Genomic DNA, 22743 nt, shown 5'->3' on the forward strand with positions numbered 1-22743 from the left:
CCTTCCCAGGCCGCGCGTTGCGCGAGCAAGGAGGACAACTTGCCCGGCGCCACTTCCCTGAGCTAGTCGATGTTATGGCCCGAGCGGTAACGGCCCAGCGCACCAGTCAGCTGAGCCTTCACAGCCTCAACCAGCACTTGAGGTTCCAGCACCCTCGCCGCCGGCCCCCAGGAGAGAATCCAGGAGGCAAGTTCATCCACTCCGCCCGCGATAAAGGTGGCGATCACGGAGCCGTCCTCCTGAACCTCGCTCTGCTGACTCGGATGCCAGCGGCGCTCCTTCACCAGATAGGCGACATCCGAAGCGAACTGGATGCGGACGGTTTGAGCCGGTTCATCGACCAAGCCGAACAGGCTCTGATAGATCTGATCCAACTTGAGTTCTTCAGGCAGGTTAAATCGATCCTCCATCACCTCCACCGACACAATCCGCTCCACCGCGAACATGCGCAAGGCCTGGGCTCGGTGCGAATAGCCGACCAGATACAATCCAAACTGATACAGCAGAAGCACATAGGGATCCACGCGATGTTCGGCCGGTTCGTCGTAGCCAGGCCTGCGATGTTGAAGGACGACGGTGCACTGCAGGAGTAACGCCTTCTGGAGTTGCTTGAGCACAACCTTCTGCCCCACATAATTCCGCACCGGCACAGAGCGAGGCAGAAACACCTGATTGATGCGCGCCAGGTGATTAACCACCCTGTGAGACAACCCAACCTCGACCTTCTTGATGAGACTGCCGAGATCCTCGACGAACGGCGTGCCCGTCAAATAGTCGAGATGGCGCTTGGCAAAATGCAGCGCCATGAGTTCATAGGGAGACACCATAATCGGCGGGAGCCCCTTATAACCAAGCGGCAGGCGCCAGGTCTTTTCGCCATCACCGTCTGATTGCTCCAGGGGATGCCCTTCTTCATGGATTCGACCCAGATCGCGATAGACCTGCCGCTTCGTCACCTCGAAGGCTTCAGCCAGATCCCGAACCGTCATCGACCGGCTGGCCAGTGCGCGCAACATGCGAGCAAGCCGGTCGGCTTGACTATAGGCTCTGGGACGTCGTCCTCTTTGCGCTACCATCATCCCCCTTCTGCCCCTCTGACTTCCTCAGCGAACGGCTACTCGCCGTCCACCGACAAGAACCTCAAGTGATCGTTAATAATCACCCCAAAGTGCTGCTGGAGCAGCTGTTTACACTCTCTCTCACTCGTTACATGAAGTTCATGCGTACCATCTTGCCCTCGCACTTTGAGCAGTTTACCGGTGAATGTCTTCCGCCCCTGCGGGGTGGGCATCGTGCAAATGTGCCGTTGAACGAACTGCGAGTCAGGCGCATGCGAGTGGTAATAGTTGGCAAACTGGTAGTCCACCGGCAGACAAGGATCGAGCGTGAAGGAATAGAGATTTGTCCAGGCATTCTCGAGACAACACTGCAGCATATACTCTCCCCGCTCGTCGGTCGTGAGCCTAAATTGATCCGGCCCTTGCCGATGTTCCTGCCCGACCGTCAACTGCAACGGTTCACGTAATCCATTACCTCCGAATCCGACATCCACAATCCACCGCTCCCCGTCCAGACGAACGAGGAGCGCCTGGTGACTTCGAGGCCCTATACTCTCCGCTCCATACCACACCCGGGCAGCCAATCGCGTGACGACAAATCCAAGCTGCTCCAACAGCAGCGCAAACAATCCATTCAACTCATAGCAGTACCCGCCCCGACAACGCCCCACGATCTTTTCAAAAATGGCAGCGGGCTCCAATGAAATGGGGCGCCCGAGATGGATGTCCAAATTTTCGAACGGCACCGTCAAGACATGAGCCAGATGCAAGCCGCGCAATGTCTCAGCCGACGGAACCACTGATCCTCGATATCCGATACGCGCCAGATAGAGTGCTCGATCAACCATAGAGTCCTCCCGACAGCCCTCTCAATCAGAGGGTCATTATACGAATCTACCGGGTGAATCACACGAGCCTCAGCGCTGACGCCGCGCGCCACATTGCGATCACTGCCGGCGCTTGCTACGATGGTCGGCTTTCTCCGACAGAGGACTCCAGGGTGGCCAACCGTATTCCCCCAGATCGCACCACGAACGACTTGATCGTCGAAGGCGCGCGCCAAAATAATCTCAAGAACATCTCGCTGCGGATCCCGCACAACCAGGTCACCGCCATCACCGGCCTCTCGGGCTCCGGCAAATCGTCCCTGGCCTTCGACACCCTGTTCGCCGAAGGACAATGGCGGTATGTGGAATCGCTCTCCACCTACGCGCGGATGTTTCTCGATAAGGTGAACCGCCCCGACGTCGACCGGATCACCAACATTCGCCCCGCTATTGCGATCGAACAAAAAAATCCGATCCGCACCGCCCGCTCGACGGTCGGCACGGCCACGGAACTCGCCGACCTGCTGCGCCTGCTCTTCGCCAAAATCGGCAAACCCGTGTGCCCGGATTGCAAGCAGGAGGCGCGGGGCTACCACCCAGGATCGGTCGCCGAGGAACTGCTGGCACGATTCCTCGACGCACGAGCCATGATTCTCTTTCCCCTCAAGGATCTCGGCCCCGGCCACGACCGCTCCCTGCTCGACTCACTCCTGAAGCGAGGATTTACCCGGCTGCGATGCGGCGAGGAACTCCTGGATCTTCACGAGCAGGCTGTGCTCCCGGAGACCCGCGAATCGGGTATCCAGGTCGTACTGGACCGACTCGTGCTCAGACCGGATAACCGCCACCGGTTGATCGAAGCCATCGAAGTCGCGTTCCAAGAAGCCGACGGCACCTGCCAGGTACTGATCATAGGGCACGGCGTCCAGACCTATAGCACCCACTTTCGCTGCCAGGGGTGCGGGCGGACCTTCGAACCACTACGCCCACTGCTGTTCTCCTTCAACCACCCGCTGGGAGCCTGCCCCGAATGCAAAGGGTTCGGCAATATTCTGCAATACGATAAGGACCTGGTCATCCCCGACCGCAGCAAATCGCTGGCCGGTGGGGTCATCGAACCGTGGAGTAAGCCGGGCTCGGATTGGTGGCAGAAGCAGATGTTGCTCGCGATGAAAAAACAGGGCGTGGATTTGACCACCCCGTTTGAGGCACTTCCCGAAACGGTGCAACGGCTGATCTGGGAAGGGAGCCCTGACATTGAGGGCATCCGGCAGTATTTCGACTATCTGGAAACCAAACGCTATAAGCTGCACGTGCGCGTGCTGCTCAGCCGCTACCGGAGTCCCGCCACCTGCCCGGCGTGCCACGGCAGCCGCCTGAAACCGGCCGCCCGGTTCGTCAAACTCGCAGGGCAAGACATCGTGGAGATCGGTGACCTCACGATCGACTCCGCAGCCGCTTGGTTTGAGCGTCTGACCCTACCGGCCTTCGACGCGGAAATCGCCAAGGATATCCTGCGCCAACTCCACGCGAAGCTGAACTTTCTGCTCCGCGTGGGCCTGAACTACCTCACGCTATCGCGGCAGACGAAAACGCTGTCCGGCGGGGAAGCGCAACGAATTGCGCTGGCCAACCAGCTCGGTTCCCGGTTAGTCGGCACACTCTACGTACTGGATGAACCGACGATCGGCCTGCACGCGCGCGACACGGACACCCTGGCCGGGATCCTGCGCGATCTGGCCAATGACGGCAACACCGTCGTCGTCGTGGAACACGATCCGTTGATGATTCAGGCGGCCGACCACATTATCGAAATGGGACCCGGTTCAGGCGAGCAGGGAGGGCACATTGTCTGCGCGGCACCGCGCAAACAATTCCTCGCCGATCCGGCCTCCCTCACCGCCCGCTACCTCCGCGGAGAGGCCAGCATTCCCCTGCCGAAGATGCGACGCTCGGGCAACGGCAAGGTGCTCAGCATCGCCGGCGCGGCCGAGCACAATCTCAAGAATCTCGTGGTCCGCATTCCGCTCCACATGCTGGTCTGCGTCACCGGCGTCTCGGGATCGGGCAAAAGCACGCTCATCGAAAAGACCCTGTACCGGGCTGCCGCCCGCGCCTTTCGCATCGAGTCATTGCCGATGGGAAAGTTTCAAGCGATCAAGGGACTCGAACATGTGACCGGCGTGCGCCTCATCAACCAGCAGCCGATCGGCCGGACGCCACGCTCCAACCCCATCACCTACCTGAAGGCATTCGACGAGATCCGCGCTCTGTTCGCCTCCGAGCGTGATGCCCTGCGGCGAGGCCTGACACCCGGGCATTTCTCCTTCAACTCTGCCGAGGGACGCTGCGCGCGGTGCGAAGGGAATGGGTATGAAAAGCTCGAGATGTATTTCTTCGAAGACATCTACGCCACCTGCGAGCAATGCGACGGCAAGCGCTTCAAGCCGGAGGTGCTGAGCATCAGGTACCGGGGCAAAACGATCCACGATGTGCTGAACCTCACCGTGTCGGAGGCGCAGGGCTTTTTCTCCGGCTCGCCCAAGCTGACCGAAAAACTTTACCTGCTGTCGTCGATCGGGTTGGGCTATCTGCGGCTGGGCCAAGCGGCCACCACGCTGTCAGGCGGAGAAGCGCAACGGCTGAAGATCGCCGCCGAACTGAAGGATCCTTCAGCCCACAATCTGCTCTATATCCTCGATGAGCCGACGACCGGCCTACACCTGGACGACATCAAGAAACTGCTGACGGTGCTACACAAACTGGTGGACGCCGGTAACACCCTCATCGTCGTCGAGCACAACTTGGATGTGATCAAGACGGCCGATTGGGTGATCGATCTGGGGCCGGAAGGCGGCGACGCAGGCGGACAGATCGTCGCGGAGGGTCGTCCCGAACAGGTCGCGAAAGTCGCGCAGTCCCACACGGGGCGGTTTCTGGCGAAGATGCTGGAGAGCTAATGGCGGATAGCTTATGGCCTATAGCATGACATACTGAACCCGCTCGGCTCAAATCATACGCCATACGCTATTGGCTATAGGCTCTTAGTTGGAGGAAGGATCGAACGGCATATCCGCATAGTGGCGGGACGTATCATCAAGGGAGAGAAAGATATCCGACCAGATACGGGTTGGCTCTTTTTCAAACACAATCGAGGGATCGGCGGGCAACGTAATCCAGGAACCTACCTGCATTTCTGACTCCAGCTGGCCGGGCCCCCAGCCCGAGTACCCCAGGTACGCTCGAAACGACTCCTGCCCGGGCTGCTCCATCAGAATCCGCTCCATGATCTCCAGGTCTCCCCCCAGACAGACGCCATCAAACACCTGGTGCGAATTTTCAGGCGTCTGATTGATGCGGTAGAGCATCATCACCTGATTGGTTTGCACGGGACCACCGGAATACAACACATGCGGTTGGCCTTCCAGGATCGGCACCTGCGGAAGCGCCTCAGAGATGGACATGGCGGTCGGACGGTTCACGATCACACCCAACGCCCCTTCCGGTCCATGTTCACACAGGAGCACCACCGCCTGCCGGAAGTTGGGATCGTTCAATGCCGGCGCGGCCACAAGGAGAATGCCTTTACCGAGTGGAATTGACATGGTTCATCCTACCGTGTGCTCGTGAGTGACGCAAGTTGAGTCATGAAACATATACGATGCAGAATTAGTCGCCATACAAGGCTGGGCGCCGGTCGCGCAGGAGATCGTTGTAGTCATTGAGCGCCTTGATCCTGGCTTCGGCGGGGTCGATTTCAACGATCGTCAGATCTTCGGTTTCACGTGGCGCGCGATGCAGAATGCGGCCGCGCGGACCGACGACTTCGCTCATCCCGATAAACGTCAGCCGCTCCTTCCCCCCGCGCGCTTCGCTGCCGATCCGATTCGCCGTCACGCTAAAGACTCGATTCTCCAAGCAGCGGGTCACCATGGAATCCGGACAGTGGGGCAGCACCAGGTTGGACGGATGGGCGATGATTTCCGCACCTTGCAACGCCAGGGTGCGGGCGGATTCCGGATAATACCAGTCGAAGCAGATCATCACGCCGACCTTGGCCATGCCGATATCCCAGACCTGAAAGCCGCTGTCGCCCGGCGTGAACCACAGCGTTTCCTCGAAAAAGAGATGCGTTTTCCGATAGCAACCGATGAATCCATTGGGTCCGACCACGACCGCCGAATTAAAACAGCGCCGGCCGTCCAGCTCCGGCAGCCCGGCTACGATCGTCATCCCCCGACGCGCGGCCATGTCCGCAAGTCGTTTCGTGGTCGCCCCGTCCGGCACCGGCTCCGCAAGCTGGAAGACCTCTTCCTGCGACACGAACTGGTAGCCGGTCGCGAATAATTCAGGCAACACGATCAGGTCAGCGTCTACCTGCCCGAGTCGAGCACTCACGTGGTCGAGGTTCCGCGCGACTGCTCCAAACACCGGATCAAATTGGAAATACCCGACCCGCATGATGCCGCCTTTCTGGACAAAGAAAAACGGGCAGGGACAGCCCTGCCCGTTTCAACCTACACGCTGTCGACGCGCAAGAACCGACTACATACCTTCCGACAGATGGGGAAGGGCGTTCTCAACGGCCTTGGTCGCCACATCGGCGTGGCCGGCCTTGCCGTGCTCGATCCCGTCCTTGAGCCCCTTGATGGCTTCAGTGACATGAGGATTCTTGGTTTCGGCCACCGCGCCCTCGGCATGCTTGAGCGCCGCTTCCGCATGCTTGACCAACGCATCCGCATGGCCTTGCTTCCCATGCGCTACGGCTTCCTTGGCATGCTCCACCGCTTCAGCCTGATGTTTATTTCCTGCCGCGAAAGCCACACCGGCTCCCATCGGCGCCCCGACGAGCGCCATCATCACACCGGCTACCACGACTCCCCGCCATTGAGCAGTCTGCATGAACCGCCTCCTCTCTAAGTATGTACAACACGCAATTGCAATATCACTACATTTCAGCATAAAGACGGCCCCGCATCCTGTCAAGACGGACGCATGCCGTTCGGCACCTGTGACTCCGACAGGCCGAGAAGTTTCTGCAGCCCGACCAGATCCTGTTCCACCGGGCACGCAAAATCGCGACTCCATTCCCACCAGGACCCCGGATAATTCCGGAGCCGCTGATACCCTGCCAGACGCAATACAAAATAGAGCCAGCCCGAGCGCACCCCGCCCGTGCAATAGCAGACTGTCTCCTGTTCAGGATTCAGCCCCTTCGAGTCCAACTGCGCCTTGATGCCGGCTAAATCCTTCACCGTGGCATCAGGGTGGAGGAACCCGCTCCACGCCACATGGACAGCACCGGGAATATGGCCGGGCCTCGGAATCCCGGAAATTTCTTTACCGAGATACTCTTCCAGGCTTCGGGCATCCACGATCGTCGTCGTCGAGTTCGCCTTCCGCACAATCCCTTTCAATTCCTCTTTCATGATGATCACCGACTCGACCGGCGAGACGACGAAATTGCCCGGCGCACACCGGACTGCACCATGCTCGAACGGTCGGCGTTCATTGATCCACTTCACCCATCCACCGTCCAGCACCTTGAGGTTTTTGTGGCCCAAATACTCCAACATCCAGAACATGCGGCCTTCATCGCCCCAATTGTCGAAGGGGTTTGAATAAATCACCACTTCGCTATCCTGATTGATCCCAAGCGCTTGCACGCGCTTCTCGATTCGTTTCAAGTCCGGATCCAGCAACCCCTTGGCGACAGCATTGGGGTCGCTGTATTCGTGCCAAGTGGACTGCACGGCACCGGGGATATGACTCCCAAACTCGTAGGCAGCCCTGCCTCGCACATCAAGCACGACGAGGCCCGGTTGTCCCAGGCGGTTCTGAAGCGTTTCACTATCAATGAGTAATGGATGTGGCATGGGTTCCTCGATCTCAGTCGGTGATTAGTTACCCCTTCGATACGGTCGGGCTCGCACAGGCCATCGGCGGCGGTTCGGGCAAGGGATCGACCAATGCCCTCGCCAGCGTCTCATTCAGCGGCACTTCACGCTCATAGACCGTAAACGCGTACGGGTCATCCGCCATGAGGCCGTACTTGGTCTTCAACATCTCGTGCTGCCCGTCGGTCAAAATGTGGTACCGAACGCGGGCCTTCAGCGTCAACCCCTTGGATGCCTCCGGCATCCGGTAGGTAAATTGATACTCCCGACTGGCCAAGGGGAGCAAGCGGTTATCGTACAACTCTACGATGGCCGGTTGCCACATAATCCAGCGGCCCATCGTGTGCGATTTCTCGGCCAGCACCTGCCGGCTCCCGTCTTGAACCGTGAATTCTACCGTAAAGTGCCGATCCGGATCGCCGGTCGGAATTTTGTGCCCGGCCCCGGCGTTCATCAGGGAGAGCGTGACCGTCACCTGCTCGCCTGGTTTGGGAGCAGGAGGATCGGCTTTCACCTGAATGGCCACCGCCCGCTTCACCATGTCGGGATCGTGCCCCCCACGCCAAAGATGTCGACGCCCACGCCTGATCGGCCCGTTTTCGGCCACCGGCCGGTCGACCTCCGGCATATGGCAACTTTGGCAGATGAAGCCCCGCTCCTTCATGAAGTACTTGCCTTCATACTCGGCATACGTCCCGCAGGGGCCAACGTTGTAAAACTGCGCCGGGCCGGACACCACATTATGGCAACGCGAACAGAACTGCCCGTTGCGGAAACTGGGATCGAATTTCGTGGGATGCGGTGCGGCAGAATCGTCGAAGGGTCCGAGAATGACTCCGTCGCGCACATGGCAGGCGGCACACGTGATCGATTCCTTCTGCAAGGCGGCATCAAAGCGAGGATTCGGTTCCTCCTGTGCCTTCTCGACCCGCCCCCGCGGAATATCGCCGACCAACGTCGGCTGTTGATTCTCCAACGGCGTATGGCAATTCAAACAGACCCAGATGTGCTTGTCCTTTTTCCAGTAGGCTTGAAAGAACGGATCTTCATAGGCATGGGCATGGATACTGGATTTCCATTCGTCATAAATTTCGCGATGGCATTGGCCGCAAGACTCGGCCTTCAGACTGGTCAGGCCTTCCGGGACCTTCTGAAATGGAATGGCATGGGCATACTCCGGCCGGAGCCCGAAAATAACGACCGGTTTCACCTCAGTGTAATAGAGGTACACCGCCCCGACGAGACCTGCCCCACCCAGCAGAATTTTTACCCACGGCTTCATGCCGCCACCAGCGCCTGAATATGTCGCTCGACCGACGCGGCTAACGCCGTCAGGTTATATCCGCCTTCGAGCGAAGACAGCAGGCGTCCCTGACAATGGTGTGTCGCGATCCCGGCCACAATTCTCGTCAGGTCGGCATATCCTTCTTCCGTGAGCCCCATGCTGGCCAGCGGGTCGTCCCGATGCGCATCGAAACCAGCGGAGATGATGACAAACTCCGGCTTGAAGGCATCGGCGGCCGGCACCAGCGCTTTTTCAAACACCGCCCGATAGTCGTCGTCGCCTTCCCCCGCCTCCATCGGCACATTGATCGTGAGCCCTTCTCCCGCTCCGCAGCCGCACTCACTGGCACGACCGGTCCCAGGATAATGCGGAAATTGGTGCGTACTAAAAAACAGCACCGACGGGTCCGATTCGAAACTGTGCTGCGTGCCGTTCCCGTGATGAACGTCCCAATCGACGATCAGAACCCGTTGTACGCCATACCGTTTCTGCACATAACGCGCCGCGATCGCCACATTATTGAACAGGCAGAAACCCATCGCCCGATCGGCTTCCGCATGGTGCCCCGGCGGACGGACGGCGCAGAAGGCATGCTCAACCTGGCCGACCATAATCGCATCCACCCCGGCCAACGCTCCACCGGCTGCAAGGTAGGCGGCGCGGAGCGATCCGGGAGACATGGAGGTATCGGCGTCAAGCGCGATCCGGCCATGCGTCGGAGCATGCTGGGTGAGCATGGCAACATACTCCGGCCGATGCACCTGGGTAATCCACTCGTCTTCGGCTGTTCGCGGGTCGATTCTGGTCAGCCGGGCGAGCGTGCCGCTCTGTTCCAGGCGTTGCATGATCGCACGCAGCCGGTCGGGCGATTCCGGATGACCGGCGCCCATATCGTGTTGCAGGTACCGGGGATCGTAAATGAGGCCGGTGGTTCCCATGAGAAGAGTCCGTGAATCGTGAAACGTGACGCGTATCTCGCAGGCGGCTATCAGCCTCATGCCTTGCTTGTCGCGAGATACAAACGACGAGAGACGAGGTACGAACTCAGAGTATCATGCAGGAAAGAGCGTAGACAATGAGCGGAAACGCATGCTACGGTTTTGCTTCACTGCACCGATGTACCACGGAGAAGACCATGCCCAATCCGAGAATTGAACCGCTGAAACGAGTGTTAGCTATCGAGCCCGATGATGATGTGGCCTGGTTCGGCCTCGGAAAAGCCTATATGGAAGATGCCAATTTCGAAGAGGCCGCCAAAGCGTTGAGGCAATGCATTACCGTCAAACCCACTTACTCCGCCGCCTACTATGCGCTGGCGCAGTCGCTACAGAAGCTGAACCGTGTCGAAGAATGCCGGCAAGTGTCGGAGCAGGGCATCGACGTGTCCACCAAGAACGGCGATGCGATGGTCACGAAAAATCTGGAAGCGCTGAAGAGCGCACTCCCCGCCTGATCGGCCTCATTCGCCCGAGGCCGTTACGCCGTGGCTGCGCCGGGCTCATCGTCATCCCCGCCACTGGCCTGCGTGTCACGCCGCTGCTCCACTGTGGTCGCCACTTCATCCAGCCAGCGGCCGGCCCCATCAAGCACTTCCCGGACAAGCGGCTCCGGATGGCCGGTGCGTTTCATCGTCCAGAGGCAGAGATAACCCATGAGATCTTCCCGTTCGAATCGGCAAGAGGACCGCGCGGACAATTGCGCGAGTTCCGACAGACCGGTCCGGAGAATCTCCGCCACCGTGTCTCGTCCATGCGAGGTCGCGGCGGTCACGTATTGAATCGCGCGATTGATCTCTTGTTCCGTCATACCCTCACCGTGCGGCGGATTGTAACATTCGAGCCGGACCTGTCAACGGGGCCCCGCCCGGCGAGGACAGATGTCCTGGAAAAATCTACACGCTCTCCGCCCGTGACGATGGTATGATTCCGTCTATTACTTACCTTCTAGGAGCCTCGACCATGGCCGTTTCGCGCAAGACTGCCGCAGCTGCGTCAGTACGTCGTTCGCCTGCCGCCCCGGAGTTTGCCGATCATTGGGAACTCTCCGACCTTGTCACCGATCCGGTGGCACAGTTCGACCGCTATCTGAAAGACTTGAGCGCGAAAGTCTCACGCTTCGAATCGGCTCGCGCAGACCTGACTGCCACTATGCCTGAACAGGCCTTCCTGAATCTCCTGACCCTCTCGGAACAGATCGCGAGGGATTCAGGCCGGCTCGGAGCCTACGCGTATTTGTGGTTTTCCGAAGACACGAAACAGCTCCAGGCCAGGTCATTCAAAACCAAAGTGGAAGAACATCTCACTGCCCTCCAAAACCATTTGCTGTTCTTCGATTTATGGTGGCAGAGCGTGGATCAACGGAATGCGGAACGCCTGATGGCGAACAGCGGCGACTTCCGGTACCACCTGGAGACCATCCGCCGCTTTAAGCCGCACACGCTCTCGGAACCGGAAGAGAAGATCATCAACATCAAGAACATTACCGGGCAGAGTGCCGTCCACCAGCTCTACGATGTCGTCACGAACGGCTTCACCTTCACGATGCGCATCGGCGGGAAAAAGAGCACGATGAATCGCGAAGCCCTGACGGCCTACCTCCGGAGCCCGAAAGCCGCCGTCCGCGAGGCCGCCTATCACGAGATGTATCGCGTCTATGAGACTCAGCAGGATCTACTGGGGGAAATCTACAAAACCCTGGTGAACGACTGGAAAGCGGAGAATCTGCAATTGCGGCACTTCAAGACGCCGCTGGAATCCCGGAATCTGAGCAACGACATTCCTGATCGCGCCGTGGAGGCCCTCCTCTCCGTCTGCATGAACAACGCGCCGATCTTCCAGCGGTATTTCAAATTGAAGGCGCGACTCTGCAAGATCAAAACGATGAACCGCTACCATATCTATGCGCCTCACCGAGCGGAGCAGAAGACGTACCGCTATGCGGACGCGGTCCGAATGGTGCTGGATGCCTATTACGGCTTTTCGCCGCGCCTGGCCGAGTTGGCGCAACGCGTCTTCGCCGACCGTCACATCGATGCCCGCACGAAGCCGGGCAAAATGGGCGGCGCCTATTGTTACAGCGTGACCCCCACCCTGACCCCTTATGTCATGCTGAATTTCACCGGTGAAGCGCGCGACATCGCCACCATGGCGCATGAGTTGGGCCACGCGGTCCATGCCATGATGGCCGAGCAGCACAATGTCTTCACGTTCCACTCTACGTTGCCGCTGGCGGAAACGGCCTCGGTCTTCGGCGAGCGGATTCTGTCCGATGCCTTGATGGCCACGGAAACCAACAGGTCCGTCAAGCAGAGCTTACTCGTCAACCAGCTGGACGACATCTATGCCACGGTCATGCGGCAGGCCTATTTTGTCGCCTTCGAACGAACCGCCCACGACATGGTAGCCCAGGGAGCCACAACAACCGATCTGGCCAAGACTTATATGACCTTGTTGCGGCAGCAATTTGGAAAGTCGCTGCGGGTGCCGCAGGAATTCCAATGGGAATGGCTGACCATCCCGCACCTCTACGCCAGCCCGTTTTATTGTTATGCGTATAGTTTCGGCAACCTGCTCGTATTGGCGTTGTATCGGATGTATCAGGAACAGGGCAGCGGGTTCGTTCCCAAATATCTGGAGCTACTCGCAGCAGGGGGGTCGAAGGCGCCGCAAGCCATCCTTGCGGAGGTGGGGGTAGACATGAATTCCCCCGCCTTCTGGCAGTCTGGGTTCGACGCGATTTCAGGAATGGTCGATCAGCTGGAACAGACGATGAAATGACCGCAGGGGGCCGTCCTCGATTCCGAGGGCGGCCCCCTGTCGCCGGACTGTGTCGACGAATGATTCTCGCTTCTGCTCAGATACGCTCTGAGGACTTATCCATCACCACCGGGTGCCCCAGGATCTCCTGCTCTGCTTCCAGCCAGTCATGCAGGTGGTACCCATCCAGGCAACCCCGTTGTTCATACAGCTCATGCGCCCGTGCCGCAATCCGCACCTGAATATCCTGGACCGGCCCGGGAGCCTTCGCCTTTGGACTCGCTGATACCATCCGTTTCGCCGGACGCGAGGCGGCCTTCTTCGGCACCGTCTTTTTCTTCATGCATTCTCCATCAAATCGAGTATCCATCATTGGACCGAGCCTCTCGCGAAAGAGACCGAATCCTGTACCATACCATATTCAGGCCGATTCGAGCAGCTGACAGAACGTTGCCCCACCCATTCGCCATCAAGCACGAACGGATTCCTCGATTTGAACAGGCACGGGAAGAGGCCACACAGGGAGGGCATCATTCGCCTTTTCCCACGATCGTTTGAGGACCAGCACAGGCACAAGCCGTCTCCAACGCCGACTGCATGGCCTGCAGGAGCCTTTGCGGGTCGAAGGGCTTTGGCACCAGCGCACAGGCGCCATGGATGCTCAACACCTCCGGGACATCGGTATGTTCGGCCGATAAGAGCACGGTCGGAGTCTGTGGCCACATCAGACGACTGAGCAGCAGGAATTGCTCGCCGTCCAGGCGAGGCATGCGGTAATCCGCCACCACCGCATCAAAGCACCGCTTCTTCATTTCGGCGAGGGCTTCCATGCCATCTTCCGCCACATGCACAGTATACCCCGCCTCTTCAAGCACCACGGCCAGCAGGTGCCGCACACTTTCCTCATCCTCCGCGATCAGCACACGCTTCCCATACCCGTCCATGGCACCTCCTTCGGCCGACGGCCTGCCCCCACTCAACTCTCCTAATCCCTCGATCACACTCAGACAATCCGGTCCGCACCAGTGGGATGACGATTCTCGTCCAGACCTTCATCCAGTGCGCATCCACACACCCCGACGTTGCGGACCAGGCCGACGGCTCCGACCGAGTTGATCGGGAAGACGCCGCGCCATGCGGATCAGTGCATCCTCCAGATTCCCGCAATTGAGACAGCGGGCGGCCGGCACCCAGGTATGACTCATACTTTCATTCGGGTTAAACAACATCTCGGTCACCATCAACCCCTGACAACGGCTGCACGACATGCCTCGCCTCCTTCGAACAATGGCCCCGACCATCTACCGTCCCCGCCCCATCAACTCCTGATCCGCATGCAGGAGACTCTCGGGAACCGCCTTCGCTCCGCGATCCTGATCCGGATTGATTAAAATCGGCACACGCAAATTATCCGGCAACAACACCATCTTGGCATTCGGACTATCGTACAGTTTGTACCGGAGATACTCGGCGGTCAGCGTTTTCGTGATCGTTTCCTGCGCCTTGGCTTGGCCAAGCGCTCGAATCTTCAACCCTTCCGCCTCGCCTTCCGACCTGATCCGGACGGCGTCCCCTTCGCCGCGCGCCCGTCGCCGCGCAATCTCCGCATCTTTTTCGGCAATGACGAGCTCGAATTCCTTCTGTTCCTTTTCCTGTTCCTTCGCTTGCTTGCGCTCGACCGCTTCCAGGACGATCTTCGCCAGCTCGATGTCGGCTAGCGCGACGCTATGGACTTCCAGATGCCGTCCCTTCAGTTTTTCCACCACGACTGCCTGGACTTTGCTGGCGATCTCGGCGCTCTCCTCGGGAACCGACACCATCGGGTAGTTCGACACCACACTCCGTACGGCGGCCAACAATTCCGGCCTCACGACCCTGGGATAGAAATCCGGGCCGATCTCCTGTGCAAGGAAATACACTTCCTCGACGATCGGCCGCATAATGATGGCGGTCTTTAGTTTCACCAACAGATCGTCAGAACTGAGCGCATCGACCGTCTCCGTATAACTCTGCAACCGAATGTCGTAGACAAAAATGTCATTCCACGGAGCCCGCCAATAGAACCCGCTCTTGAGAGTTTCGGTCGTCAATCCTTCGGTCAACGGATACCAACGAAGCCCTCGCTGTCCCGGCTGGACGGTATTTCCGCATCCAGATAAACCCGAGACTGACACGATGATTAAGAAGAGTATCGTACATCGCCGCATGGCCTGCTCCCTCCTCGTCCTAACGACAGACGGCCTCGCTCATCGGAGTGTCGGCGCGACAGCCTGAGAGGCTCGCCCCCTTCTGACCCAGCGCACGATGTTGTTCGGCGGTTCGCTCATACTCTTGGGCCGCATCCTCATACGACTGCTCCAGCAAACGCGTTCCCGCTACCCAATCTGAACCCGGTCCGAAAAGACGTTCATACACAAGAGTCCGCTGCTTCAAGTCACGCGCCATGTGTCGGAGTCGCGTTGCTTCTTGACTGTAGAATCCAGCAATCTTGTGTTGGTCCTGCGCCTGATCGTAGGCCGTCAAGTCGAGTTCACTCCCTGCGCGGACACAACCGAACAGGAGACCAATCGCCACCAGCACAAGTCCTCTGATCACACGTGGCCATGACAATCGCATGCTCACACCTAGAGGGATGCCTCCTCAGGCCGTTATGGTCGGCCGCTCGCGCCCATGTTGCCAGACCACTTCGTAATCCATGGGAAGCGGCAGCAGATCAACCTCATGCTGACCGCGGAGCCGGTTCAACGCCGAAAACAACGCATGCCAGGTGTACACGGGAAGGAATTCTGCAAGGGTGAGGAAGGTCAACCGCCGGTAGCGCTGCAGCAACTCACGAATCTGCTCGTCGATGGCACCATCGCCAGGAGAAACGACCTGAGTATCCATCACGCACCTCCATTGTGCACCGAGCGCCATGCTCACTTCACATTACGATCCAGCCCATTCCATGAGACATTCGACATTGCAATATATGATCCTGCTCGCTACGTGCATCGAGGAAACGAAATCCACTCTGCAGGAAGGGCTACGACATGGTCACGCCACCTTCAGAGCTCCCGAACTGAGGCATTCCGCACGATAGGCATTGTGCGGAATCGCCCCTACGTAGAGGATCATTGCCTGTAACGGCATAGGAACTCAGAAAATCGCCCCCCATCCAGCCTGGCACTTCGCTTGCTGAATTGATGAGCGAAGGAACGATCACGCGCTCAGAGAAACAGCGGAGGCCGCAGCAGCTCTACTGACAGAACCGTCTCGCAATCTCCACGGCTGTTGCCGCATCGAAAAACGACACCATCGTTCAGGTGCGGATTCCAGTTGAACGGTTCACAACGGCCCTTGAGGCAGGAAAGGACTTGAACAGTCTGACAGCGGCCGAGCTGATGATCAGGGATTCCATCGCCGTCCACACATCGACACCGATCGCGGCCACGATCACGCTCGTGGCGGACCAGCACATATTGCCCCTCCCTGTCGGGAGAAATGGAGCAGTCACCTATTCCGTCGCCAGGCACGACCCGATCCACGCATAGTTCGGCCATGACCCGGCCAAGCGGGTGGAGTTTCAGACACGTTATCGTAAGGAACTGAGCCTACCGGCCTAGAAGGGTGCGATTGAAGATCTCGCCCGGCTCGCACACGCACAGACCATCACGCTACTCTATGGGGCATCGGATACGGAACATAATCAGGCAGTGGTGCTGAAGGACTACATCGACTATGCGAAGAATCGCATTTAGCTCACCAGCCCCCACGTACTCCAAAGAGCGACTGCTGCAATCGCCAACATCGCCCAGGCCAATTCCCGATCACCGACTTTCTTGATCATCTGTACCATGGGTAAACTCCTTGTTTCGTAGGCGTTCACTGTTATGAACGGCTATATAGCAAGGCATATGCCATGACTTATGCGCGGAATTCCTGTGGTTTTCTGATACCTACCGAGCCAAATCGAGCGAATTCGCACGGTGCTCACAGTGCGAATCAACACCTGGCAGGTAAACGGGATGACCGTTCACGACCGGACTCTGGATTGATGAGAAGGAGAGCTCACCAGCCCAGGTAGATTTACAGGAGAAGTCGGGGGTTCGGTTGGAGACCGGTCTTATTCGGAAGCAGCGCCGCTTTCGTTAGAAAGACACACACCATCACTCCCACACTTTCCATCAACAACAGCTGCCAACGCGCTCGTTCCAGCCATGAGTCATAGGTCATGGGTTCACTCGGCAGTGCGCGGTCAATGCGCACCTCAAAATCCCCGATCGCTTTTTCGATGGTGAGGAACAACGCCCGCCCACTCCCACCCCGAACATATGAGTGAACGAGGGACTGCTGCTCCGCCCCGATAACGGCGAGCAAGCGTTGTTTACTCTCAACGAATTCATCGAGACGCGACGAAAGCACACGCACTCCGGCCTGCAACCCTGGAGTGGTGGTGGTCAACTCGGCCAACTGAGCCAGCGCTGTGTTCAGTTTGTTTTCTGCCAATCGAATGGGTTCGAGAAACGACTGTTGCTCTGTAAGTAGGTAGCCACGGAAGTTCGTCTCCACTTCCAGGACCAACCGCTGCACATGCGCCACTTCGTTGAGAATTTTCGCCCGATGGACTTGTCGTTCCTGCTGAGCCCGCCACTGCTCAAATAAAAACAGGTGGCCGAAGAACACTGCGGCCAACGCCACGATGGCCGCGATGAAGAACCCTATGAACCGTCCTCTGATATTCATGAATCGCTGCGATGTAGTCCACGTCTCAGAACATCAGCGGACCGACACGCAAGAGCGTCCTTCGGACTTCGCCCACTCTGCCCGGCACCATCGACAGGCAATCGGCGTGGGCAGTCCCCGTGAAGAAACACAGCTCCCTCACGGAGACGCCCCACCGCATTCCTTTCACCAGACCGGCTGCTCAGCCACACGCGCAGCGCCAGTGTCGCGCCACGCACCAGACCGGGCCGATGACCTCCGTAGCACTAAACACGCGTGTGCGCATCATGCTACCTGGACACCCATCGACCTTACAGCCAGTTCACGCGCTCGGCCGGCCGAATGTAGATCGGCTCTTCGACCTGAATACGCGCTATTTCTTTGCCCGACTTGTTGAAGCCCAACACGGTATCGTTGTACATGTCGAATCGCTTCCCGTGAATCTGGGTTTCAAACACTTTCGGACCCGGAATGACATCGTACCGGAAGACGATCTGCTGACTGGCTCTCCAGAGCTGGAGCACCGCCAACAGTTCGCGGCTGGGCACGAGGTATTTCTCGACGGCGTTATCCACGCCCGGGCCGAACATCTGCCGCGCATAGCCCCGAGGAGCGTGGCGTGGCGGGATGTAGAAGCCGTTGGGCTCGGTGCCCCACTGCGGATACAGCGGGAGCGCCACCTGCTCCACACGAATCGTGTAGTACAGGGGATGCCAGCGGTCTTCCGCCCACAGGCCGTCTTCCCCGATGCGCATCAAGGACTGCATGCGGATTTTACCCACGCAGGCCGCCATACAACGCGTTTCCATCGGCTCGCCGCCCGTCAGCGGGTCTTTGCCTTCGATGCGCGGATAACACGCGATACACTTTTCCGAGACGCGCGTGGTGCCCCGATACATCGGCTTCTTGAACGGGCACTGTTCCACGCACTTCTTGTACCCGCGACACCGGTTCTGGTCGATCAAGACAATGCCGTCTTCCGGCCGCTTGTAGATCGCCTTCCGCGGGCAGGCTGCCAAGCAGCCCGGATAGGTACAGTGGTTACAAATCCGCTGCAGATAGAAGAAGTAGGTCTCGTGTTCCGGCAAGCTGCTGCCGGAGAGACGCCACGGTTCATCGCGCGTAAAGCCGGACTTGTCGATGTTCTCGACCAAGGCCCGCATGGACGTCGCGGTGTCTTCATAGATGTTCACGAACCGCCATTCCTGGTCCGTTGGGATGTACCCGATCGCCGCCTGTCCGACTTTGGCGCCGGCGTCGAAAATGGTCATCCCCTCGAACACGCCGTACGGCGCATGGTGCTTGCGTCCCACGCGGACGTTCCACACCTGCCCGCCCGGGTTCACCTGCTCGATGAGCTGGGTGATCTTCACGTCGTAGAACTGCGGATACCCGCCGTACGGCTTGGTTTCCACGTTGTTCCACCACATGTATTCCTGCCCCTTCGAGAAGAGCCAGGTCGACTTGTCGGCCATCGAACAGGTCTGACAAGCCAAACAGCGATTGATGTTGAACACAAAGGCAAACTGCCACTTCGGATGCCGTTCCTCGTAGGGATACAGCATCTTCCGTCCCAGTTGCCAGTTATAGACTTCTGGCATTGACGTGCTCCTTTCAGTCGCAATCCGCTGCTCGTCGTTCGTGAAGCGCCCTGTACCAGCGACGCTTCACGAGTGACGATTCACGCGTCACGCTAGACTTTAATTTTGATATGTTCACCCTTCAGCCACTTGATCATGAACTCGTTTTCCTGACCCGGCGTGAAGCCGGTCCGGACTGGTTCCCACGGACCACGGGCTCCGATACCGCCATCTTCCGCCTTGGTGATGCGGATCAAGCATTCCTTCGGAACCGTGTTGACCGCGTGGTGATCGATTTCGAATCCCCACTTGAACTTCAGGGAGTTCGCCTGCTTACCCGGCAAAGAGTCCGTTTGGTGCATCGGCATCAACCAGCTTCTAGTGAACGACTGTTGCGCGCCGTACCGGAAGTTGGACTGGTAGCCGGTGTCCACCGCAATGGCGCGTCCGTCCGGCCGCGTCTCGTGCCCTTTCACCGACTTCGCCGTGGATACATAGGGAGCATGTTTGGCCATCGTCACATGATACGGATACGATGGATTGTACTTCGCACGAATCATCAACCGGGACACCTTGTAGAACGGATCCGAGGGCTTCCAGCCGCGATAGGGCCGGTCCACCGGGTTCCCGTCGACATAACAGTAGTCGCCGTCGTTGATGCCGCGGTCTTTCGCCGCTTGCGGATTGATATGGATTTGGTGCTCGCCGACACCCGGTGTCCGTTTGTCCATGCGGTACGGATCGCCGAAGTTCGACTCATAAATCTGCACCCAGTCGTTCACCGACCATTGGCTATGCACCCGATGCCGGGTCTTGGGCGTCACGCAGTAGAACTGGTAGCCCTTCTCCCACAACGGGTTCGGATGCCGCTTGATTTCCGACCACGGCAGCTTAATGTTTCGCACCGTTTTGTCGTCATGGTGCTGCGCCGTCACGGGAATTCCATAGTCCTCCGGTCGGACATAGGGATTGGTCGTCATGATGGCGTTCGGCAGATACGGCGTACACTCCGGGCCTTCCCGGTGTGAAATGAAGTTTTCGCCGTATTCGATCGCTTCCGGCTCAATGCGATAGGTCTCCAAGCGTCCCGATCGCGTCCAGTGCGGCTTGGACTCGTTGGTCTCTTCCCAGAGCGGGTGGCGGGGATAGGTACGGCACATCACCATCCAGCCCTTTTCCGATTTCAACATCACATCGGCGCTGTATCCGTAAAACGTACTCGAGGCATCGAGAATGCGCTGCACGTAAATATCCACGCGATTCTGATACACGAACTTATAGGTATCCACCATCCGCTGGTCGCCGGTAATTTCCTTCAGCTTGGCGGCGACCCCAGAGAAGGAATCGAGATCGTTCCTGGTGTCGTACAGCGGGCGGATACCGCCCTTCCAGATCTGCACCCATGGATTCGACACGGTGGCCGTCATTTCCGGATAGGTAAACTCCATCCAGGAATTCACGGCGAAGGCCACGTCGGCATGGTTGACGTCCGAGGTCATCTCGATGTCCTGCGTGATCAGCATCTCGATGTTCGGATCGACGTTTTTCACCATGTCATAGTGGTGCTTGGCGTTGTTCAGAATATTCACGTTCACCACCCATCGAACCTTGCTGGGACTTGGCATATGGGTCTTGCCGGTGAACACCTTACGGCCGTACTTCGGCGTGTTGACGATCAAGGCATTGTCGCCGTGGTTCCAATAGCCCGGCTCTTCACCGTAATAATATTTGCGATACTTAATTTCCTTGCCGTGGACATCGTCCCTGAGATTCAAATTCCAAGGATCTTCGCCCAAGTAGACACTCGCTCCTGCGCCGGACCATGGCGCCGCCTGCCAGATGCCGACCTTGTAGTTACCGGACCAGGTATGACAACCCGTGCCGAACTTTCCGATATTGCCCGTCAGCATCATCACCAACGCCGCCGCTCGGCCCATTGAGGTCATATGGAAATAGTGGCACACGCCCTCACCGTTGTGGATGGCCGCTGGTTTGACGGTACCGCAGTCCCGCGCCCAGCGAACAATCAGATCCTTCGGTGAACGATTCACCTGGTGCACGGTATCCAGGTCATAGTCCTGGAGGTGAATCGTATACAGTTGATAGATGGGCATGACGTCGACTTCACGCCCGTTGAGCAATTTGATCCGATAGGTGCCCGTTAAGGCCGGGTCGATGCCGCTCTGAGTCAGATGAACCCCGACCTGCTCACGATGGAGCGGCACAGCCTTCCCCTTCGCCAGGTCCCAGACCATCATGCCGCCAAGGCGCTGTACCTGATCTTGGGTTAATCCCTGCACGCGTCCGGAGTATGACTTGGTGAAATCCGGGAGCTGATAGTCTTTCACCACCTCATGCGGATCCAAATACTGCAGCGTATCCGTCCGTACGAGCAACGGCATGTCCGTAAAGCCCTTAATAAAATCGATATCCTGGTAGTTTTCATCGAGAATGATTTTTGAGGCGCCGAGGAACAACGCGCCATCCGTCTCGGGACGCACTGGAATCCAATAATCCGCGCGGCTCGCGGTGGGGTTATACTCAGGAGTGATGACGACGAGGCGAGCCCCCCGCTCCATGCTCTCCAACTTCCAGTGCGCTTCCGGCATCTTGTTCTCGACGAAGTTCTTTCCCCAGCTCGTATTCAACTTGGTAAAGCGCATGTCGGAAAGATCGACGTCGCAGTTCTGCGTCCCGTTCCACCAGGGTTGAGACGGGTCTTGATCGCCGTGCCAGGTGTAGTTGTTCCAGTAGCGTCCGCCCTGCGCCTGGTCCGGATTCACCTTGCGAATCCAACTATCCAATAAAGGCAGCACGCAATTGTTAAACCGGGTATTGGCATGTTTTCCCATCATGCCGAGGATCGGCATTCCGGCACGGTGCTTGAAGCAGCGCACGCCCGCGCCCTTCATCATTTCAATCATTTCCGGCGCATACCCCTGCTCGCGGAGACGACGGGCGCCGGCTTCACCGCTATACCGAGTACCGATGACGATCAATCCCTTGGCGACGTAGGTAAAGGCCGTATCCCAGGACACGCGAAGCATGTCATCCAAGAACCGGCTGCTGAACTTATATTTCCGCTTCGCCTCCGACGTCAGTTCAGGGGAACCGTCGTCCATCCACTGCTTCCAGCCCTTCCGCATCAACGGACCCTTCAAGCGATAGGGACCGTACACGCGACGGTGGAAGGTGAAGCCCTTCAAGCACATGCGCGGATTGTGCGCGAACGTGCCGCGGTTGCCGTAGAGGTCTTCATAGGTTTGGTGATCGTAGTTCTGCTCCACGCGCATGACGACACCGTTTCGAACGAACGCCCGAATGCGACAGGCGTGCGTGTCGTTCGGTGAGCAGCACCAGGTGAAGGACGAGTCATACCGATATTGATCGTGATAGACACGCTCCCACGACCGATCCGGATACTCACCCAAGGGATTGTCGACCTCGACGACCGGTTGCAACGCGGTCAATGCCAAGGCCTTGTCGGCAATGGCAGCCACTGCGACCGTCCCCGCCGAGACCTTCAAGAACTGCCTGCGGGATAACTGCATCATGAATACCTCCTCATAAGAAGACAGGACACCTTACCGACGCCACGATTCATGGCGTCCACACAACACGTCGCCAGTGACCGGAA

At 58.4% G+C, this 22743-nt stretch carries 21 protein-coding genes; 3 read left to right on the forward strand and 18 right to left on the reverse strand.

Annotated elements, in window-relative coordinates; genetic code table 11:
• Window positions 1–62: 62 nt before the first annotated feature.
• Together V9G17_04675 and V9G17_04680 are read right to left on the reverse strand one after the other, a co-directional pair.
• The gene (locus V9G17_04675) at window positions 63–1079 is read right to left on the reverse strand and encodes a WYL domain-containing protein (GenBank protein MEI2751875.1); all 1017 of its coding nucleotides are present in this window, start codon (window positions 1077–1079) and stop codon (window positions 63–65) included.
• 35 nt (window positions 1080–1114) lie between these two features.
• The gene (locus V9G17_04680) at window positions 1115–1906 is read right to left on the reverse strand and encodes an arylamine N-acetyltransferase (protein ID MEI2751876.1); all 792 of its coding nucleotides are present in this window, start codon (window positions 1904–1906) and stop codon (window positions 1115–1117) included.
• Between the two features lie 152 nt (window positions 1907–2058).
• Between V9G17_04680 and uvrA the strand changes: the two genes are divergently transcribed.
• Window positions 2059–4845, forward strand: a complete 2787-nt coding sequence (gene uvrA, locus V9G17_04685) for an excinuclease ABC subunit UvrA (protein ID MEI2751877.1) — start codon at window positions 2059–2061, stop codon at window positions 4843–4845.
• Window positions 4846–4929: 84 nt separating this feature from the next.
• On the opposite strand, the gene V9G17_04690 is transcribed toward uvrA, so the two are convergent.
• The 6 genes from V9G17_04690 to V9G17_04715 all read right to left on the reverse strand — a co-directional run bounded on the left by V9G17_04690 (window position 4930) and on the right by V9G17_04715 (window position 10005).
• The gene (locus V9G17_04690; protein ID MEI2751878.1) at window positions 4930–5490 is read right to left on the reverse strand and encodes a YqgE/AlgH family protein; all 561 of its coding nucleotides are present in this window, start codon (window positions 5488–5490) and stop codon (window positions 4930–4932) included.
• Between the two features lie 64 nt (window positions 5491–5554).
• Entirely contained in the window at window positions 5555–6346 is a 792-nt protein-coding gene (locus V9G17_04695; GenBank protein ID MEI2751879.1) for a nitrilase-related carbon-nitrogen hydrolase, read from the reverse strand.
• An 84-nt stretch (window positions 6347–6430) separates the two neighbouring features.
• On the reverse strand, window positions 6431–6787 hold the full coding sequence (gene smbP / locus V9G17_04700; protein ID MEI2751880.1) for a small metal-binding protein SmbP: 357 nt from the start codon (window positions 6785–6787) through the stop codon (window positions 6431–6433).
• Between the two features lie 80 nt (window positions 6788–6867).
• Window positions 6868–7761 (reverse strand): sulfurtransferase, encoded by an 894-nt coding sequence (locus V9G17_04705; protein MEI2751881.1) that lies wholly within the window; start codon window positions 7759–7761, stop codon window positions 6868–6870.
• A gap of 28 nt (window positions 7762–7789) precedes the next feature.
• Window positions 7790–9064: a hypothetical protein gene (locus tag V9G17_04710; GenBank protein ID MEI2751882.1), complete on the reverse strand. Its 1275-nt coding sequence runs from the start codon at window positions 9062–9064 to the stop codon at window positions 7790–7792.
• On the reverse strand, window positions 9061–10005 hold the full coding sequence (locus V9G17_04715; protein ID MEI2751883.1) for a histone deacetylase: 945 nt from the start codon (window positions 10003–10005) through the stop codon (window positions 9061–9063). The genes V9G17_04710 and V9G17_04715 overlap by 4 nt, the downstream gene beginning before the upstream one ends.
• Window positions 10006–10202: 197 nt before the next feature.
• On the opposite strand from V9G17_04715, the gene V9G17_04720 reads away from it, so the two are divergent.
• Window positions 10203–10520 (forward strand): tetratricopeptide repeat protein, encoded by a 318-nt coding sequence (locus tag V9G17_04720; GenBank protein ID MEI2751884.1) that lies wholly within the window; start codon window positions 10203–10205, stop codon window positions 10518–10520.
• 23 nt (window positions 10521–10543) lie between these two features.
• On the opposite strand, the gene V9G17_04725 is transcribed toward V9G17_04720, so the two are convergent.
• Window positions 10544–10873, reverse strand: a complete 330-nt coding sequence (locus V9G17_04725) for a hypothetical protein (protein MEI2751885.1) — start codon at window positions 10871–10873, stop codon at window positions 10544–10546.
• Between the two features lie 152 nt (window positions 10874–11025).
• On the opposite strand from V9G17_04725, the gene V9G17_04730 reads away from it, so the two are divergent.
• Complete coding sequence (locus tag V9G17_04730) at window positions 11026–12843, forward strand: M3 family oligoendopeptidase (GenBank protein MEI2751886.1); 1818 nt, start codon at window positions 11026–11028, stop codon at window positions 12841–12843.
• Between the two features lie 76 nt (window positions 12844–12919).
• Here V9G17_04730 and V9G17_04735 read toward each other — a convergent pair whose 3' ends face one another.
• The 9 genes from V9G17_04735 to V9G17_04775 all read right to left on the reverse strand — a co-directional run bounded on the left by V9G17_04735 (window position 12920) and on the right by V9G17_04775 (window position 22660).
• A complete protein-coding gene (locus V9G17_04735) occupies window positions 12920–13165 on the reverse strand; it encodes a DUF2934 domain-containing protein (protein MEI2751887.1) in 246 nt (81 codons plus the stop codon).
• A 187-nt stretch (window positions 13166–13352) separates the two neighbouring features.
• The gene (locus V9G17_04740) at window positions 13353–13766 is read right to left on the reverse strand and encodes a response regulator (GenBank protein ID MEI2751888.1); all 414 of its coding nucleotides are present in this window, start codon (window positions 13764–13766) and stop codon (window positions 13353–13355) included.
• Window positions 13767–13874: 108 nt separating this feature from the next.
• Complete coding sequence (locus tag V9G17_04745; GenBank protein MEI2751889.1) at window positions 13875–14090, reverse strand: hypothetical protein; 216 nt, start codon at window positions 14088–14090, stop codon at window positions 13875–13877.
• A 33-nt stretch (window positions 14091–14123) separates the two neighbouring features.
• Entirely contained in the window at window positions 14124–15029 is a 906-nt protein-coding gene (locus tag V9G17_04750) for a prohibitin family protein (protein MEI2751890.1), read from the reverse strand.
• Window positions 15030–15048: 19 nt separating this feature from the next.
• Complete coding sequence (locus V9G17_04755) at window positions 15049–15438, reverse strand: hypothetical protein (protein MEI2751891.1); 390 nt, start codon at window positions 15436–15438, stop codon at window positions 15049–15051.
• Window positions 15439–15462: 24 nt separating this feature from the next.
• Entirely contained in the window at window positions 15463–15708 is a 246-nt protein-coding gene (locus V9G17_04760; GenBank protein ID MEI2751892.1) for a hypothetical protein, read from the reverse strand.
• A 1182-nt stretch (window positions 15709–16890) separates the two neighbouring features.
• A complete protein-coding gene (locus V9G17_04765) occupies window positions 16891–17547 on the reverse strand; it encodes a CHASE3 domain-containing protein (protein MEI2751893.1) in 657 nt (218 codons plus the stop codon).
• Between the two features lie 290 nt (window positions 17548–17837).
• Complete coding sequence (locus tag V9G17_04770; protein MEI2751894.1) at window positions 17838–19127, reverse strand: 4Fe-4S dicluster domain-containing protein; 1290 nt, start codon at window positions 19125–19127, stop codon at window positions 17838–17840.
• A gap of 92 nt (window positions 19128–19219) precedes the next feature.
• Window positions 19220–22660, reverse strand: coding sequence for a molybdopterin-dependent oxidoreductase (locus V9G17_04775; GenBank protein MEI2751895.1), 3441 nt, complete (start codon window positions 22658–22660; stop codon window positions 19220–19222).
• Window positions 22661–22743 lie beyond the last annotated feature (83 nt).

This window comes from Nitrospira sp. (assembly GCA_037045225.1).
In the GTDB taxonomy this organism is placed as follows: domain Bacteria; phylum Nitrospirota; class Nitrospiria; order Nitrospirales; family Nitrospiraceae; genus Nitrospira_A.

Excerpts from the sequence above, each read along its gene's own strand:
- V9G17_04675 (MEI2751875.1), bottom strand. The coding sequence starts at position 1,079 with ATGATGGTAGCGCAAAGAGGACGACGTCCCAGAGCCTATAGTCAAGCC.
- V9G17_04680 (MEI2751876.1), bottom strand. The coding sequence starts at position 1,906 with ATGGTTGATCGAGCACTCTATCTGGCGCGTATCGGATATCGAGGATCA.
- V9G17_04690 (MEI2751878.1), bottom strand. The coding sequence starts at position 5,490 with ATGTCAATTCCACTCGGTAAAGGCATTCTCCTTGTGGCCGCGCCGGCA.
- V9G17_04695 (MEI2751879.1), bottom strand. The coding sequence starts at position 6,346 with ATGCGGGTCGGGTATTTCCAATTTGATCCGGTGTTTGGAGCAGTCGCG.
- smbP (MEI2751880.1), bottom strand. The coding sequence starts at position 6,787 with ATGCAGACTGCTCAATGGCGGGGAGTCGTGGTAGCCGGTGTGATGATG.
- V9G17_04705 (MEI2751881.1), bottom strand. The coding sequence starts at position 7,761 with ATGCCACATCCATTACTCATTGATAGTGAAACGCTTCAGAACCGCCTG.
- V9G17_04710 (MEI2751882.1), bottom strand. The coding sequence starts at position 9,064 with ATGAAGCCGTGGGTAAAAATTCTGCTGGGTGGGGCAGGTCTCGTCGGG.
- V9G17_04715 (MEI2751883.1), bottom strand. The coding sequence starts at position 10,005 with ATGGGAACCACCGGCCTCATTTACGATCCCCGGTACCTGCAACACGAT.
- V9G17_04720 (MEI2751884.1), top strand. The coding sequence starts at position 10,203 with ATGCCCAATCCGAGAATTGAACCGCTGAAACGAGTGTTAGCTATCGAG.
- V9G17_04725 (MEI2751885.1), bottom strand. The coding sequence starts at position 10,873 with ATGACGGAACAAGAGATCAATCGCGCGATTCAATACGTGACCGCCGCG.
- V9G17_04730 (MEI2751886.1), top strand. The coding sequence starts at position 11,026 with ATGGCCGTTTCGCGCAAGACTGCCGCAGCTGCGTCAGTACGTCGTTCG.
- V9G17_04735 (MEI2751887.1), bottom strand. The coding sequence starts at position 13,165 with ATGAAGAAAAAGACGGTGCCGAAGAAGGCCGCCTCGCGTCCGGCGAAA.
- V9G17_04740 (MEI2751888.1), bottom strand. The coding sequence starts at position 13,766 with ATGGACGGGTATGGGAAGCGTGTGCTGATCGCGGAGGATGAGGAAAGT.
- V9G17_04745 (MEI2751889.1), bottom strand. The coding sequence starts at position 14,090 with ATGTCGTGCAGCCGTTGTCAGGGGTTGATGGTGACCGAGATGTTGTTT.
- V9G17_04750 (MEI2751890.1), bottom strand. The coding sequence starts at position 15,029 with ATGCGGCGATGTACGATACTCTTCTTAATCATCGTGTCAGTCTCGGGT.
- V9G17_04755 (MEI2751891.1), bottom strand. The coding sequence starts at position 15,438 with ATGCGATTGTCATGGCCACGTGTGATCAGAGGACTTGTGCTGGTGGCG.
- V9G17_04760 (MEI2751892.1), bottom strand. The coding sequence starts at position 15,708 with ATGGATACTCAGGTCGTTTCTCCTGGCGATGGTGCCATCGACGAGCAG.
- V9G17_04765 (MEI2751893.1), bottom strand. The coding sequence starts at position 17,547 with ATGAATATCAGAGGACGGTTCATAGGGTTCTTCATCGCGGCCATCGTG.
- V9G17_04770 (MEI2751894.1), bottom strand. The coding sequence starts at position 19,127 with ATGCCAGAAGTCTATAACTGGCAACTGGGACGGAAGATGCTGTATCCC.
- V9G17_04775 (MEI2751895.1), bottom strand. The coding sequence starts at position 22,660 with ATGATGCAGTTATCCCGCAGGCAGTTCTTGAAGGTCTCGGCGGGGACG.